Annotated in this window: 12 protein-coding genes and 1 pseudogene; 6 read left to right on the plus strand and 7 right to left on the minus strand. The window is 46.7% G+C overall.

Annotated features, from left to right (window positions below; translation table 11 throughout):
* Position 1: 1 nt before the first annotated feature.
* From J0L70_RS17945 to J0L70_RS17955, 3 genes are all read left to right on the plus strand, one after another.
* The gene (locus J0L70_RS17945) at positions 2 to 763 is read left to right on the plus strand and encodes an ABC transporter permease (protein WP_017286892.1); all 762 of its coding nucleotides are present in this window, start codon (positions 2 to 4) and stop codon (positions 761 to 763) included.
* Between the two features lie 226 nt (positions 764 to 989).
* Entirely contained in the window at positions 990 to 1,637 is a 648-nt protein-coding gene (locus tag J0L70_RS17950) for a TMEM165/GDT1 family protein (protein ID WP_287455419.1), read from the plus strand.
* Positions 1,638 to 1,927: 290 nt separating this feature from the next.
* Positions 1,928 to 2,203, plus strand: coding sequence for a GlsB/YeaQ/YmgE family stress response membrane protein (locus J0L70_RS17955; RefSeq protein ID WP_017286889.1), 276 nt, complete (start codon positions 1,928 to 1,930; stop codon positions 2,201 to 2,203).
* An 89-nt stretch (positions 2,204 to 2,292) separates the two neighbouring features.
* On the opposite strand, the gene J0L70_RS17960 is transcribed toward J0L70_RS17955, so the two are convergent.
* The 3 genes from J0L70_RS17960 to J0L70_RS17970 all read right to left on the minus strand — a co-directional run bounded on the left by J0L70_RS17960 (position 2,293) and on the right by J0L70_RS17970 (position 5,732).
* On the minus strand, positions 2,293 to 3,657 hold the full coding sequence (locus J0L70_RS17960; protein ID WP_287455420.1) for an FAD-binding oxidoreductase: 1,365 nt from the start codon (positions 3,655 to 3,657) through the stop codon (positions 2,293 to 2,295).
* 142 nt (positions 3,658 to 3,799) lie between these two features.
* Entirely contained in the window at positions 3,800 to 4,180 is a 381-nt protein-coding gene (locus J0L70_RS17965) for a response regulator (RefSeq protein ID WP_017286885.1), read from the minus strand.
* 67 nt (positions 4,181 to 4,247) lie between these two features.
* Positions 4,248 to 5,732, minus strand: coding sequence for an ATP-binding response regulator (locus J0L70_RS17970; protein ID WP_287455421.1), 1,485 nt, complete (start codon positions 5,730 to 5,732; stop codon positions 4,248 to 4,250).
* 414 nt (positions 5,733 to 6,146) lie between these two features.
* Here J0L70_RS17970 and J0L70_RS17975 point away from each other — a divergent pair, with 414 nt between their 5' ends.
* Genes J0L70_RS17975 through J0L70_RS17985 form a run of 3 tightly spaced genes read left to right on the plus strand, consistent with a single transcriptional unit; the run spans position 6,147 to position 8,448 of the window.
* A complete protein-coding gene (locus J0L70_RS17975; protein ID WP_287455422.1) occupies positions 6,147 to 6,623 on the plus strand; it encodes a hypothetical protein in 477 nt (158 codons plus the stop codon).
* Between the two features lie 37 nt (positions 6,624 to 6,660).
* Positions 6,661 to 7,665, plus strand: a complete 1,005-nt coding sequence (locus J0L70_RS17980) for a methyltransferase (RefSeq protein WP_287455423.1) — start codon at positions 6,661 to 6,663, stop codon at positions 7,663 to 7,665.
* A 21-nt stretch (positions 7,666 to 7,686) separates the two neighbouring features.
* Positions 7,687 to 8,448: a hypothetical protein gene (locus J0L70_RS17985; RefSeq protein WP_287455424.1), complete on the plus strand. Its 762-nt coding sequence runs from the start codon at positions 7,687 to 7,689 to the stop codon at positions 8,446 to 8,448.
* A 36-nt stretch (positions 8,449 to 8,484) separates the two neighbouring features.
* Here the strand turns inward: J0L70_RS17985 and J0L70_RS17990 are convergent, their stop codons facing one another.
* The 4 genes and pseudogenes from J0L70_RS17990 to J0L70_RS18005 all read right to left on the minus strand — a co-directional run bounded on the left by J0L70_RS17990 (position 8,485) and on the right by J0L70_RS18005 (position 15,509).
* The gene (locus J0L70_RS17990) at positions 8,485 to 12,357 is read right to left on the minus strand and encodes a PAS domain S-box protein (RefSeq protein WP_287455425.1); all 3,873 of its coding nucleotides are present in this window, start codon (positions 12,355 to 12,357) and stop codon (positions 8,485 to 8,487) included.
* Between the two features lie 4 nt (positions 12,358 to 12,361).
* On the minus strand, positions 12,362 to 14,302 hold the full coding sequence (locus J0L70_RS17995) for a response regulator (RefSeq protein WP_287455426.1): 1,941 nt from the start codon (positions 14,300 to 14,302) through the stop codon (positions 12,362 to 12,364).
* Between the two features lie 338 nt (positions 14,303 to 14,640).
* Positions 14,641 to 15,030 (minus strand): annotated as a pseudogene (locus tag J0L70_RS18000) (transposase family protein); the annotation flags it as partial.
* Between the two features lie 5 nt (positions 15,031 to 15,035).
* Positions 15,036 to 15,509 (minus strand): transposase family protein, encoded by a 474-nt coding sequence (locus J0L70_RS18005; protein WP_148664745.1) that lies wholly within the window; start codon positions 15,507 to 15,509, stop codon positions 15,036 to 15,038.
* Positions 15,510 to 15,595 lie beyond the last annotated feature (86 nt).

The following is a 15,595-nucleotide window of genomic DNA, read 5'->3' on the forward strand; positions in this document are numbered from 1 at the left end:
GATGGAAAAATTTCTGAAATCAAAGTCAGCAGGCTTTGTGTTGCCATTCATTGCAACTGTTGTCCTCTTCATCGTCTGGGAATTGGTCGTGATCATTTTTAAGATCCCGCCCTTCAACTTGCCTGCACCCACCAATATCCTCAATGCTTTGATCAATTTTGCACCGCAGCTCACTGTCAATGCGATCCGCACGCTTTGGACAACGATGCTAGGGTTCATTATCGCCGTTGCAGTCGGAGTGGTACTTGGATTCATTATTGGGTATTCACGGACAGCTTATCTGACGCTGTACCCCCTGCTTGTGGCATTTAACACGATTCCCAAAGCTGCATTAGTGCCGCTGCTCGCCATTTGGTTTGGCGCGAATGCAATTCCAGCGACGTTAACTGCATTTTTGCTAGCTTTCTTCCCGATCGCGGTGAATGTGGCGCTCGGATTAGACACTGTTGAGCCAGAAATGAAAGATGTGCTGCGGGCGCTGGGAGCCAATCAGGTCGAAGCGTTCCAGAAAATTGGTTGGCCTCACACCCTACCCTACATTTTTGCATCGCTGAAAATTGCCGCTTCATTTGCATTTATTGGGACGGTCATTTCTGAATCCGTGGCTTCTAATGCAGGGCTCGGATTTTTGATTGTGCAGGCCACCTCGGATTTCAATGTTCCCTTAGCCTTTGCAGCGTTGCTGATTCTGGCACTGATGGGAATTTTGCTGTATGGCTTTTTCGTTCTAGTTGAGAAAAAAGTAATTTATTGGGCGCGGTAGCCCATCTCCTGTATAATCAATTCAGTTTGAAGGGGAGTAGCTGCTGACATTTGTTCAGCCCGCTTGAGTCAACATACTGGCGATGAGCCTGGTTCAAGCGACAAGAAGCTTTTTTACTTGGAAGCGAGACCTTCACTAAGTTCACGAATTGCAGTGAGCTTGGTGAGGTCTTTTGTCTTTCATCAAGCTTGCTCAGTTCATTATCAACTGACTGAGAGGAAGCCTGATGTTAGAGGCATTTACAGCTGGATTATTGTTTATCACGATCGGGGAATTGGGCGATAAGACGTTCTTTATCTCGATGTGTTTAGCAATGCGACATTCGCGGCGGTTTGTATTTTTGGGATCGATGTTGGCATTAGCTGCGATGACGATCCTTTCGGTTCTACTTGGACAAGCTGCAAATGTTTTGCCTCAAAGTTGGGTGCATTACGGCACGATCGTGTTATTCACAGTGTTTGGATTCAAAATGCTCTACGATGCCAGCAAAATGAAGCCCGAGTGCCAAGATAAATCGCTGCTGGATAACTCGGAATGTGCTTCTGAGGCGGAGAAAGAAGCCATAGAAGCGGTTTTCCAAGCAGAGGCAAATCTCAAGAAGAAAACCCGTCTTGCAATTATGTTGGAAGCCTTTACGCTGACCTTTATTGCCGAGTGGGGCGATCGCACTCAAATTACCACGATGGCACTAGGAGCCTCGAAGAATTTAATCGGAGTGACGCTCGGTGCAATTTTGGGACATGCGATCTGTTGTGCGATCGCCGTATTTGGCGGTCGATTGATCTCGTCTCGAATTTCAGAGCGAACAGTGACGATCGTGGGGGGCTTATTGTTCTTTGTGTTTGCGATCGTAACTTGGGTACAGCCTGCTTAACTTCTTTTTTACTAAAACCTGCACTGCTCAGTTTCGCAGTGCAGATTCCTCGCGATTGCGCCCGCACTAGAATGATCATTTTCTCGAATTCCGTTACTCTACCCCAAGTTTTCAAGTTCTCAATGATTTTCCTTCTCAAAGCTGAGTGACCTTCTCTCTCAAGGAAGGTCGCTTGAGCTAGAGACATCCTATATATTGCACATAGATGGCAAGCATCTACACGACAGAACGAAACCGTTAAAACAAATTACTGAAGAATTCTATCTTTATTCAAACAGGAGATTATCACTATGGGTATTCTGGCTTGGGTTATTTTAGGACTATTAGCTGGAGCGATCGCCAAAGCAATTTATCCTGGCTATCAAGACAGCAACATTTTAGGAACAATGCTTTTGGGAATTGTTGGTGCTTTTATCGGTGGCACCTTGTACACCTTGCTGACTACAGGAACGTTATCCCTCAGTGCAGTAGGCTTCACCCTGCCTGGACTATTGATTGCAGTAATGGGTGCTATCGTTGCCTTGTGGCTCTACTATGCTTTCGTCAGCCGCCGAAGAATCTACTAACGTCATTGAGCGAAGGTAAGGATTTGTCGTTTTCGCTGCAGCAGTCTTTCTACACCTAGTCCTAAGACTGCTGCGAAAACGAGTATTACTCAGGCCAATCCACGACCGCTGGTATTCGCAGGAATACTTTGTTCAAAACTGAAAAAACTACCCGGATCGTATTGCTGTTTCACCTGCTTTAATCGTTGCCAATTACTTCCGTAGTAGGCGGTTTGCCAGTTTTTAATCGAGCGATCGCAGTAATTCACATAGCATCCCCCAGTAACATACGGCTGCATGGCTGAGCGGAAATTTTGCACCCAATTGATATGGGCAGCTTGCTCCTGCGGTTTTGTCCAATATGCTTGATATTGAATGTTCCACTTCACTTGGCGATGGCAGAACGCTGTGGCATCAGGGGGAATTTTGGCGATCGCGCCGCCATAACTATCAAATTGCAGCACGACATTTCGACTGGGTGCTTGCTTGAGGAATTTAACAACCGTGGCAATGCCCTCTGCATTTAATGGGCGAACAACATAATCAGAAGCATTCTTAAATTTCGTCTGTGAACCATGCCAATGCGCTAAGCGCTTTGGATAATCTGGCTTTAATCCAGCAAAGGCATAGACCGCTTCAAGGTAAGGCAAGGTCTCGATCTCGGTTTCTTTCGGTGCGATCGCGAATAAAGGCGCGAGCACAGTGCGTAATTCTGCTTCGGTTCCCACAAATTGACCCACGATATAGACCGAGTTTCCCGGTGTGAGTTTCAAAATGCTCGTATGACGATCGTCACTGTCTGGTGCAAAAGCTTGCCATTGTTGAATCACCCGTTCTATCTCAGTCGCATCCCATTTGAGTTGATAGATGGTGACTTTATCGATCGCATGAGTTTGAAATTTCAGCGCAGTCACAATGCCGAAATTTCCACCCCCACCACCCCGCAACGCCCAAAACAGATCAGCATTCTGAGTCGCATCCGCAACAATGAGTTTTCCCTTAGCCGTCACCATTTCTACGGCTTGCAAGCTATCACAAGTCAATCCTTTCCAGCGAGCGAGTAATCCATAGCCGCCTCCGAGCGTTAATCCGGTAATGCCCACCGTCGCACAAGATCCACCTGGAATTGTGACCCCCTCTGCCGCAAGAGTTTCATAGATCGCAACGAGTTCTGCGCCAGCTTGGATGGTGGCTTGTCCTGTGGTTCGATCAAATCGAATCTGCTCCATATCGTTGAGATCAATAATCAGCGCATCATCTGCAACCGAAAACGCCTCATAACTGTGTCGTCCACTCCGAACTCGTACCGGAACTCCACTCATTTGCGCCCAATTTACAGCGTTGACGACATCTTGCACAGACTGACAGAAGACAATCAACAGCGGCGAGGCAGCAAATCGCGCATTGAAGTTCAGCCGCGCATCTTCATACCCTGCTTCGCCTGCGTAAATGACTTTTCCAGTAAGTTCAGCCATTGCATTGTTCCAAATCGCTTGCCTTTCATAGACACAAACACACTGAGGAGCATTTCAGAAAATTCGCAGAGGATAATGACAGTTCAGCTGTCAAAATTCCCTAATTACATCGGGCAAATACTACATTTCAAGTTGCGTTGCTTCAATCATCATGCCAAGCTAACGCATCAGCAATCTGTTGGGCAAGCGTGAGGGGACGAAATGGCTTAGTAAACACAGCGGCGATTTTTAAATCGTGGAGATTATGTTGCTCTGAAGCTTGCACTTTAGCAGTCATCAAAATGACAGGGATAAGCTGGGTCTCAGGATTTTGCTTGAGGTGGTGTAAGGTAGCACAACCATCCATATCCGGCATCATCAGATCCAGCAGAATTGCATCCGGTTGATGTTGAGTCGCGATCGCAATTCCTTCTGCACCCGAACTTGCCGTTAAGACATTCCAACCTGCTCCCATTTGCAGACCGAGTGTGGCGATCGCTCTCACATCTTCCTCATCATCCACAATCAAAATTTGCTTGTTCATTTCTAATCTTTGGAGGTCTGATATTCACAAAGTAGCAATGAATCGAGGAGAAGTCGGGGAGCTATTCTTAAATCGTTTCATCGCTAAGCGGCAATTCAACATGAAATGTGCTGCCTTGATTGACGATACTTTCGACCCAAATTCTGCCACCATGTTGCTCGACGATGTTGCGACAGATCGCAAGTCCTAGTCCAGTTCCTCCCTTTTGTCGGGCATCCGAGGCATCGACCTGCTGAAATCGCTCGAAGATGGTCTGGATCTGATGAGCAGGGATGCCTCGTCCTTGGTCACAAACACTAATACAGATGCTTGAAATCGTCGATCGTGCCTGCATCCAAACTTGATTGTTAGGTTGTGAAAATTTGATCGCATTGCTGAGCAGATTGGTTAAGGTCTGCACAATGCGATCGGGATCAACTGTGAGAAACAATGATAGCGGCTCTGTGATCAGTTGAATGTGTGAGCCATTCGCCATGGATTGCATTTCTTCGGTGGCTTGTGTCATTAAGTCGGCTAAATTGCACGATCGTAGATTCATCGTGATTTTGCCTGAGCGAATTCGTTCGAGATCGAGAATGTCATTGATTAATCGAATCAATCGTTCAGCATTCTTGATGCCAATATTGAGAACCTGTTGCCCTTGTTCGGTGAGGTTGCCTAACTGTCCGCTGCCGAGTAGATCCAGCGAACCCATCATTGAAGTTAGCGGAGTCCGAAGTTCGTGGCTGACCAAGGAAATGAATTCGTTTTCAAGGCGTTTGCGTTCGGTAATGTCATTCGCAATCAGCAGCGCATAGGATGTGCCATTGAGGTCAATGTGATCAACCGAAAGTAAAATATTTTTTCTAGTTTGAGAACGAGTGAGCAATTCAAACTCTAGATTGTGAAAAGCAGTCCGGGTTTGAAGCCGACGCATGAACGCATCAATATCACGACCTAGATGTAATTGCGCGATCGTACAACCAATCACTTCATCCAGCGAGTAGCCGCTAATGCTCAAGAAACTAGAGTTGACTTCGATGAATTGACCTTCAGGAATGGTCACGATCGCGATCGGGTTTGGACTTTGCCGAAAAATGGTTGCAAACTTTTCTTCTGCGTGTTGACGATCTCGGATCTCTTGCTGGAGTTGTTCATTTTTCGATTGCAGTTGATTTTGTAATCGCCGCAGTGTTAGATGTGTTTCAATTCGAGCCAGCACTTCTTCGATTTGAAATGGTTTTGTAATGTAGTCAACGCCGCCCGCTTGAAATGCTTTTACTTTGTCGTTGACCGCTTCTAAAGCACTGATAAAAATAATGGGGATGTCACGAGTGCGATCGTCGGCTTTAAGCTGTTCACAGACTTCGTATCCATTCATCTGCGGCATATTGACATCGAGCAAAATGAGATCCGGCGGCATCACCTGTGCGCCTCGAATGCCCGTGGAACCCTTTGTCACGCTCCGAACTTTGTAGCCGCGATCGATCAGCATTGTTGAGAGCAGATTGAGATTTTCCGGGGTGTCGTCAATGACTAAAATGTCAGCTTTCGGCAAATCGGACTCGGTCATTACAAACCTTAAGTGGAACGCTCATCAGATTTTATGACGTGACCGTAAGTCTCCAAAGAACCTTCATCAAAACAAAATTTCTTTTCTCGATGTTGTTCCAAATTTTTTCCACCTGCAAATTTCGGATTGATTTGTTGATCTCTCTCTCCCGCACAGGGTTTAAAACCCCGTGCTAACTGTGCGAAGTCCCTGAAGGGACTGCATCGCTGTATTCTGGCAGTCTCTTTAGAAACTTCGCACGGTTAGACCGTGATTTTCAATCACGGGCGGGAGAGCGCGATCAACGTTCAACCGAAATTTACAGGTAGATTTTTTTCAGCATCTCCCCGACTTTTCCTCGATCGTTCCGTACTTTAAGGGTCATCAGCAAGTTAAAGCTGATGTATCCAATTTAGAACTTTCTCAGAGGTTATTATGTTGCACCATATTTCCGTTGCAGTTAACCATCCATTCCACGTTGGAAATGTACTAGCAGAAGTTTTACAAGGTCGTTGTTTTCCGTTTCCACCCCATCCGGGAAGCTATATGGTAGTCGTTGGAGACGAGTATGGAACTGGCATCGAACTTTATCCGGCGGATACTCAACTGACTCCAGGACTAGAAGAAGTGGAATTCTCTTCTGGGAATATTGCTCAATCGTTTACTTCGATTCATGCAGCGATTTCCGTTCCTACTTCTTTAGAGCAGATTGGAGAAATTGCAAACCGGGAAGGATGGTTGGTTAGACTGTGCGATCGTGGCCCCTTCAAAGTGATCGAATTTTGGGTGGAAAACAAATTAATGCTTGAATTTCTCACGCCTGAACTGGCGAAGGACTATTTACAGTTCGCACAGCCAGGTGTTTTTGAGGCATTTTTCAATCAAGCTGCCGCCCAACTCGTTGAAGCTTAAACATTACTGTTGAACATTACTTGGAGTGAAAGACATCATGTTGACAATGGAAAGAATCGAAGTTGCTCCTCAAGAAGCAATGCTCAATCTCATTAGTGGATTCTGGATTGCGCGATCGCTCTATCTTGCTGCAAAAATAGGGGTTGCCGATTTGTTTGACGACCAACCGAAAACGATCGCTCAACTTGCCGCTGGAACAAATACTGAACCGCGATCGCTGTATCGACTTCTGCGTGCTTTAGCCAGTATTGGTGTCTTTACTGAAGTATCTGATCAACAGTTTGCGCTGACTCCGCTGGCTGCAACCCTCAAAAGTGATCATCCAGCTTCAATGCGGTATGCAGTCATGGCGCAAATGGGATACGACCATTCTTTAGGCTGGAACAATGGATTACACAGCTTGAAAACAGGCGAGATTGCGTTTGATCAGGCTGCGGGAATGAACATTTGGCAGCACTTCGCTCAACATCCTGAAGATGGACACATCTTCTCACAATCGATGTCGAGTATGGGAATTGCGATCGCGCAAGCGGTGACTGCAAGCTATGACTTTTCTCAGTTCAATACGATCGTGGATGTGGGTGGAGCGCAAGGAAGCTTAATTTCTACGATTCTGCAAGCGAATCCTCATCTTAAAGGCATTCTGTTCGATTTACCCGAAGTTATTGGGAATATTGAGGGCGATAGAAATCTTCAACGGATTGCTGGAAATTTCTTTGAGTCTGTTCCGACGGGGGGTGATGCTTATGTGATGCGATGGATTATTCATGATTGGAATGATGAAAAGTCCTCGATCATTCTGAACAATTGTCATCGAGCTATGCCAGATCATGGCAAATTGCTGCTAGTTGAAAGCATTCTTCCACCCGGTAATGAACCGTCTCCAGCCAAGTTGATTGACATGATTATGTTATTGATGACGGGTGGACGGGAACGCACTGAAGCAGAATATCGATCGTTGCTGCGATCGAATGGCTTTGAACTGACACGAGTCATTCCCACACCTTCAATGCTCAGCATTATTGAAGCTGTCAAACTTTAACGTATCTCCTTCCCAACCGTTATGAAGCGCCATTTTGCTCTCCTGCCGTTGACTGTTGCTCTCACTTTAGCGTCCAGTGCCTGTCTGAACATTTATGCATCTGCTCCATCTTCTAAAAGCAGTCCGGTTGAAGTAGCATCTGCTCCACCCTCTAAGAGCAATCGTTCGGTTGAAGTTGCACAGAACTCGAATCAATCGGTACAAGTTTCTCACGATGCGAGTAATGTTAGTTCTGACAACTCTCAATCAGAGCAAATCGGGGGCTTGAGTCCGTCTCAGCAAGCTTCACTCAAATCTTTAGGGATTGCGATCGCGGTTCCAAGCGCGATTCCAGCAGGCTATACGGTCATCAAAGTTGATACCGAACCTTGCCCTGAAAATGCGTCTCGTTCAGAGAAAGGCACGTGTCGGTTTGGGCCACAATATGGCATTGTTTATCGCAATGCCGAACAGAATAGCTGCTTTGCTATCGAAGCGACAGGCGGCGGAGTGGGTGGTGTGCCGAGAGAGTATGCAGCAAAAGTCAAGACTGAGTTGTTGGGAGAGACTTCGCTGCTATTTGGTCAAGAAAATGGCGAGTTCAAAACGCCTTCAGCAGAACAGCTTGATTCACCACAGCCCAATTTATTAACGGATTGGGCAGGTGTGGGTCCGTTCTATCGCATCAGTGGAGGCGATATTGCTCGGAACGCTTACTACAAAGGTGGATCACCTCTGTGCCAGAATACGATTACTCCAAATCAAGCGATTGAGATTATGCAATCGCTCACTTGGCTCAATTAGCGTGTTGTCGAGATCGTTGCTGATCTCGATCGCGCATCAGACTGTGTAATCCTCGGATTGAGAAAGCTCGGCAATTTCGTCAAAGCAAAACTGTTGAACTAGCTCGGTTAATGCGATCGCGATTTGCTGCTCAGATTTTGGAATTTGCTGAATTAATTGCAAAATTTGATCAGCATCTACCGCGAGCGATGCTTGATGTAGTTGGGCAATCCAAGCAGAAGGCATCGCATCTAGCATGTCACGAGTGAGTTCTAACGTTGGTTCAGTTGAGGGGGTTGTCTCTTCCTCGTAGACATAGTTCACGCCAAGATGCTGAGCTAATTTCTCAAATAAGTGAGCTTCTCGAAACGGTTTTGCTAATAAGTCATCACAGCCAGCCGCCAAGATCGAAGCGCGTTGTTCTTCAAAGGCACTGGCAGTCAACGCTAAGATCTTCGATCGAGTCTGAGCCGATTCCAGCGCGCGAATTTGTCGAGTTGCTTCATAGCCATCCATGACGGGCATTCGCATATCCATCAAAATTAAGTGTGGCTGCCAGTGTTGCCATTGAGCGATCGCATCTTCTCCGTTGATTGCCGATCGCGTTTCAAATCCCACCATTGTGAGCAATTGCTCTACGAACTCTCGGTTTTCAGCGCGATCGTCTACGACTAAAATTCGATAGCTCGATTGTTGTGGTGTAAGCTGCAACACCCGTTTTGAATTCAGCATGGGTATAACATCTTTGGGATTCGCGATCGCGATTTGAATCCCAAATGAAAACGTTGATCCTTGTCCGACTGTCGATTCAACCTGAATATCACCGCCCATCAATCGCACAAAGCGACGACTAATTGTCAGTCCAAGCCCAGTACCTTCCCGCAATTGGGAACCGCTATGAGTTTGAATAAAGGGGCGAAATAGCTGATCGAATTCTTCGGGAGCAATGCCCTGTCCCGTGTCTTGGACTTTGAATTGGAGCATTGTTTCTGATTGCACTGTTGCTTCGAGCGTAATGCTGCCGTGGTCTGTAAACTTCATCGCATTACTGAGCAAATTGATCAAGACTTGTCGGAGCTTGTTTTCGTCGGTTTGGATGTGCTGCGGAAGATTAGGTGCGATCGTAAAATTCAACGCAAGATGTTTTGCTTTTGCCCGCATGAGAAACATTTCTTGTAGCGTGTACAAAAGATGATGCAAATCAAAGGAAACCAGGTTTAACGTCGTTCGTCCGGCTTCAATCTTGGACATCTCCAACACGTCATTAATCAGATCCAGCAAATGTTCACCACTGCGATTGATAATGGCAAGCGAATTGCGTTGTCGATCGGACAGTGCAACCTCACGCTCCATCAATTGAGCAAATCCAAGAATTGCATTCAACGGCGTTCTCAGTTCATGGCTCATGTTGGCAAGAAACGTACTCTTTGCGAGATTTGCTGTTTCCGCCGCGTCTTTCGCAATGCGTAAATCGGCTTCGGCTTTGTATCTAGCTCGTCCGATCGCAATGAGTTCACCCACCAGTCTGAGGCTGTTAATATCCTCTTGACTCCAAGCTTTCTGAAAGTGAGTCGTGTCCACGCCCATAAAGCCCGTCACATTTCCCTGGTAAATCACGGGTACTGCCATTAACGATTGAATCGACTGTTGCATAAATAACCGTCGCTCTGGAGAGTCCGGAATCATTGCGATATTGGCCGTATATAAGGCTTCTCCAGAAAGAATCTGCTGATGTAACACCGGAAATTCAGGAACACTCGACCCTCTTGCTTCAGGAGTCAAAGGCACAACATTCTCACCACACCATTCGTACAACAATTGGCATTCACTGTGATTGTTCCGGTACTCGAAAATGCAGCCGCGCTCTGCACCAATATGGCGAGTAATCAGCTCCAAAGCTTCCCCAATTGCGGTTTCTGCATCTTGGTCAATGAACTGTCGAGAGATTTGACTGAGTAAGTTATCGAGTCCAGCGCGACGTTGCAGTGATTCTTCGGCAGCTTTACGATCGCTAATATCCACAATCACGAACTCAAAGCAGCCTTCTTCTAAGCTCGGACGCAGCGAAAACAAGCCCCAACCTGTTGAATCGTCTGCTCGACGCAATTGCGTTTCTAAATCGCGTACTTCTTCGTTTTGCTGAAGGGCATTCAACATCAACTGCCGTGCCTGCGGATCAACCTGAAACTCGCTGGTGTAGCGTTTATCAATCAAGTCGTTTGCCGATTCAAGCCGCAGAATATCCGCACAGCGTTGATTCGCATCGAGAAATAAACCATCTTCGATGCGGGTGCGTCCAATCCCAACTTGAGAATTCTCGAACAAATGACGGTATTTCAGTTCACTCCGCCGCAGCGCTTCTTCGGTTTGTCTGCGGGAGGTAATATCGGTAAAGACAGACTCTAAAACATTTTCGGCAGCATTGATCGACAAAGTAAACATTCCCCATCGCAATGATCCATCCCGATAACGAAACTGCATTTCATAGTTCGTGACTTTGCCATGCTTTTGAATTTCATCGAGAATGATGTCTCGATCGCTGAGATCGGCATAGAAATCGATCGTGTATTTCTTAGCAACGACTTCATCAGCGCGATCGTAACCAAGAGCTGCGATCGCATACGGATTTGCTTCTAGAATTAGCCCATCTTCTAAGCGAATTCGGTAGATGCCAACTTGAGCGGTTTCAAACAGATTGCGATATTTGAGTTCACTGCGCTGTAAGGCTTGTTGTTGTGCTTGGAGTAAAGCATTTTGACGACGCAATGATTCTTCCGCTTGTTTTTGTTCAGTGATATCAGTTTGGGTTCCAATCCATTCTTGAATGTTGCCTTGATCATCAAAAATTGGGACACCTCGCACCGCAAACAATCGATACTCACCCGATGCTATCTGCACCCGTTGTTCAACTTCATAGATTGTTCCAGAGCTAACTGCGTCTAACCAAACCTGTGCGGTAGGAGCGCGATCGTCGGGATGAACGCTTTCAAGCCATCCCCAGCCTTTTGCACTTTCGGCGCTGCGTCCCGTGAGCGCACACCAAAGCGGAATATCTTCGACTACTTCTCCTTGAGCATTGGTCATCCAAACCGCTTGAGCCGTTGCGGTGACAAAGGCACGATATCGACCTTCACTACGACGAAGTGCTTTCTCAGCACTCTTACGCTCGGTGATATCTCGAAAGAACGAAATCCGCCCGTAATATTCGCCTGTTGGAGACTTTACTGCTTTACTATGGCGTTCGATCGTTCGTCCATCTTTCAACAAAAGCTCATCGTGCAGAACTTCATCTAAGTTCTGATAAAGCGCTTCGATGTCTGCTAAAAAGGCTTCTGGGTCTTCCACCTGGTCTGCAACCATTTCTGCAATCTGACGCGAGCTTCTAGCCGTTAGAATTTGTGGCAATCGCCAGATTTCACAGAACTTTTGATTGTAATCAACAATGTTGCGGTGTTCGTCTGCAACTAGGATGCCATCGATCGAGGCTTCTTGCTGAGCCTTGAGCAACGCATTACTACGTCGAAGTTGTTCTTCGATCGCTTTTTGCTCGGTAATGTCTCGCATCATTGAGGAAACGAACTTCAACGAGCCATCTGGATTTTTGTGCGTCATGATCACTTGAGACGTTGGAATCTCTTGTCCATCCGTCCTCAGCAGGCGCGTTTCGCCCATCCAAATTCCGTGCTGTAAAGCAATTGGAAAAGCTTCTTCCATCAAAAACTTAGCAGCTTCGGGGGAATGATAGTCGAGAATGCGTTTCTGTAAAATGTCTTCGGTCTCTCCAAACCCCATGACTCGGCGGGTTGCGGGGTTGACATAAAGCGTTCTGCCTTCCGCATCGGCAATTCCAATCAAATCAACGGCTGACTCTAGAACAGTAATCAAATCGTCGCGTTGGAGTTGCGGAACTGAATTAGAGGCGTTACTCATAGGTTTAACCTTCTAAGCAGAGACTTGCAGCTTGATACAGCGCTTGCACGGTAAATCCATCGGTTGGATATTGCACAATTGCAAATTCATACCTCATTGGGATGGCTGAGAGTTGTTTTTGCAAGGCTTCTTTTGAAGTGTGAGAAAGTGCGATCGCAAATTCTCCATTCCCCCAATATCCTAAGATTGCCGTGTTGTTAAAAGTCATTTCTAAATGTTGACTTAATTGTTTCAAGGTTTGATTTCCAGCGGCGTGACCTTGTTGAATATTGATTTGCCTGAGTGTTGGCAGATATGCGATCGCAAAATAGCCCGATTGGGTTTGTGTTATGAGAGTCGCGATCGCTTGACTCGAATGATATTGATTGGAAAGTCCAGTGATCGAATCTTTGGTAGACAACGTTTGCAGCAATCGAATTCGTTCTAATCGTTGGGTAATCCGTGAAATTAATTCGTGCCCAACCACAGGTTTAACCACGTAGTCATCAGCTCCCGCCGCAAAAATTTGCTGAACCGTTGCAGGGTCTTGATGAGCAGTGAGGAAGACGATCGGCAAACTTTGCCAAGTTGGATTCGCTCGAATCGCTTGACAGAGTGCGACTCCATTGAGTTGCGGCATCTCCACATCCAAAATCATCAGATCCGGATTAACACTGGGTAGAATCGTCCAAAATTGTAAGGGATTCTCGATCGCCGTGACGCGCATTCCCCAAGGTTCAAGTTGTTGCTTTAACGTGACGAGAATGATCGGATCATCATCGACTGCGAGAATGTTCCACGATCGAATCGAAGCAGGTGTCGTAATGGGTTGAACTTCAATTTGAACTTCAATCTGCTCGATGCTCGACTGCTCAATCTCCAATACTTGACTCAACTGTTGAACGAGCAACTGGAGTGCGGGGTGCTGTTGAGAATTGAGCTGTCCTGAAAAAAGTTCCTCAAGCTGACGAGCAATCTGAGTTCCTTCGGGACGATCGAACATTCCCAACACGCCCGCCAATTTATGCGCCGCTCGTTCTGCCGCTTGCTGCATATCCTCGGTTAACGTCTCAGTCCTCAACGCTTGAACGGCTTGCTGTAGCACTGTTAGGCGTTCTTCCATTAACCCACGATACTGATTCCAAAGTTGCTCTACCGCTTGATTGTATGGTTCAGAATCGGGGACTTCGGGTTCAGAAACCGGAGAAGCGATTGTTTTCGCGTCATCGATCGTCGTTTTCTTCTCTTCTTTTCCGATGGTTTGATTCAATCGATAGCCTAATCCGTAGACGTTCTCAATCCAATTGATCGCACCGACGGCTTTTAATTTCTGCCGCAAGCCTTTGATATGGGATTTAACGCTGTCTTCTTGCGGGGGATCATCAAACGTCCATAGATGCTCAATAATGTCTCCACAGCTAAATACACGGGCAGGATGACGCAGAAATAGCTCTAAAAGGCTATATTCCTTCGGGGTCAGCGATAATAGTTCCTTGGCATAAGTAACTTGGCACGATTGCGGATCAAGCCGCAAATCTCCAACTTCTAACAGCGACGCTCCCACAACACCGCGTCTCAGGAGTGCTCGAACTCGTGCTTGTAGTTCTCCCAAGTCGATCGGCTTGACTAAGTAATCATCTGCTCCTGCATCCAATCCTCGAATGCGATGTTCGGTTGCATTTTTTGCGGTCATCAACAAAATTGGCGTTTCACAGCGGCGATCGCGAAGTTGCTGACAAAGTGAAATGCCATCGAGTTTGGGCAAATCCACATCGAGCAGAATTAAGTCATAAGTGGTGCTTTCTGCGCATTCCCAGCCGAGCGAACCATCATCAGCAATATCAACTGCATAGTGATGTGCTTTGAGCGATTGCGCGACTAAATTCGCGATCGCCTCATCATCTTCAACAATTAAAATCCGCATCCAATCCCAACATCCAACGCTGATTGCATTGTACGGGTTCACGATGCGAGGAAGCCTTACGGAATGCAACAAGTCCCCTAGTTCTCCCCGATTTGACTTTATGCGAGCGAGTCTTTTCGGAGTGCTGAAAATTCTCTTTTTGAGCAAGTTTCTCCACGGCTTCTCCCCGATAAATTGATTCAATTCAAATCAGTTCAGGAATGCGACGGAGACACAACTTAACGCTGCCACCGATAACATTCAGAACCAAGTCACAAATTAGGGGAACATCCACGCTTCAAACTCTCAAAGAATTGCTACAAAACGCACAGTTGCAACAGCAACTCAAAACCACAGCCAATCAAGCAGAAGTCATCGCACTATTAGACCTCCTGCACGAATCAGTTTGAGTGAGTAAGCTCGTAGTTGAGTAAGCCTGCAATCAGGTTGAAGCGTAGCCCAAAGCGCTTGCGTCGATTGCGATAGCGCTCCGATAAGATGCGAAAGATCTTTAGCTTGCGAAAGGTGTGTTCTACCGTGATGCGAACTTGCGCTAATTGGCGATTGAATTGCCGTTCCGCTTTGGAGAGGGAGCGCTTGCGCGACTTTTTGACTGGAGTACACCTGTAAGCATGAAACTTGGCGATGCCTTGATAGCCTCGGTCTGCGACCCAGAGTTGCTCAAGTTGAGTCGGAAGTTGCGAACCCTTGAAGATGCGAAAGTCATGTTTTCGCCCTTTGTCAAAAGCAGTACAGATCATCATCCCGCTGAGATAGTCCACAACCACTTGAGCTTTTAGCGTGTGCCATTTCTGCTTGCCACTGTAGTAAGGTCGTTGTTTTTTTTGGGGCGTTCAATTGGACTCTCACTCACATCGACGACGAGGATGTTCCATTCGGTCTGGGCTGAGTGCAGCGCTTTTTTACCTGGCAAGCAGAACTCACCCGACTGAATCAAGATGTTTTCAATCTTGCGGACAATGCGTCCAACCGTCGTTTCATGAATTCCCCAACTTTGCCCGATGTGGAACTGGCGCTCAATCCTGTAGGAGGATTTCCCTCCGTAGGGAATTGAGTAAGATGGTGCGATATTCTCGCCAATATGCCATCGCAATGAGCAGTTGGTCTTCGACACCAAACTTGCCTTGTCCGCCACGTTTCCCCTTGCGCATGAGCTTTGGTTTAGCGATCGCACTCGGAGCCATAGAGGATTGTTCTTGTGCCAGACAGGGAGAATGCGATCGCATAATTTAAGGAACGATGCTTCCATGAGACGAGGTTGAGACGGGAGCCGATTCAAAGGGAAGTTTGGACACCTTTGGGTCAATTTGGGGAGCCAGTTCGTAGATATTGCGA

The sequence above is a fragment of the Leptolyngbya sp. UWPOB_LEPTO1 genome (assembly GCF_017302695.1).
In the GTDB taxonomy this organism is placed as follows: domain Bacteria; phylum Cyanobacteriota; class Cyanobacteriia; order Leptolyngbyales; family Leptolyngbyaceae; genus Leptolyngbya; species Leptolyngbya boryana.

Excerpts from the sequence above, each read along its gene's own strand:
- J0L70_RS17945 (WP_017286892.1), top strand. The coding sequence starts at position 2 with ATGGAAAAATTTCTGAAATCAAAGTCAGCAGGCTTTGTGTTGCCATTC.
- J0L70_RS17950 (WP_287455419.1), top strand. The coding sequence starts at position 990 with ATGTTAGAGGCATTTACAGCTGGATTATTGTTTATCACGATCGGGGAA.
- J0L70_RS17955 (WP_017286889.1), top strand. The coding sequence starts at position 1,928 with ATGGGTATTCTGGCTTGGGTTATTTTAGGACTATTAGCTGGAGCGATC.
- J0L70_RS17960 (WP_287455420.1), bottom strand. The coding sequence starts at position 3,657 with ATGGCTGAACTTACTGGAAAAGTCATTTACGCAGGCGAAGCAGGGTAT.
- J0L70_RS17965 (WP_017286885.1), bottom strand. The coding sequence starts at position 4,180 with ATGAACAAGCAAATTTTGATTGTGGATGATGAGGAAGATGTGAGAGCG.
- J0L70_RS17970 (WP_287455421.1), bottom strand. The coding sequence starts at position 5,732 with ATGACCGAGTCCGATTTGCCGAAAGCTGACATTTTAGTCATTGACGAC.
- J0L70_RS17975 (WP_287455422.1), top strand. The coding sequence starts at position 6,147 with ATGTTGCACCATATTTCCGTTGCAGTTAACCATCCATTCCACGTTGGA.
- J0L70_RS17980 (WP_287455423.1), top strand. The coding sequence starts at position 6,661 with ATGTTGACAATGGAAAGAATCGAAGTTGCTCCTCAAGAAGCAATGCTC.
- J0L70_RS17985 (WP_287455424.1), top strand. The coding sequence starts at position 7,687 with ATGAAGCGCCATTTTGCTCTCCTGCCGTTGACTGTTGCTCTCACTTTA.
- J0L70_RS17990 (WP_287455425.1), bottom strand. The coding sequence starts at position 12,357 with ATGAGTAACGCCTCTAATTCAGTTCCGCAACTCCAACGCGACGATTTG.
- J0L70_RS18005 (WP_148664745.1), bottom strand. The coding sequence starts at position 15,509 with ATGGAAGCATCGTTCCTTAAATTATGCGATCGCATTCTCCCTGTCTGG.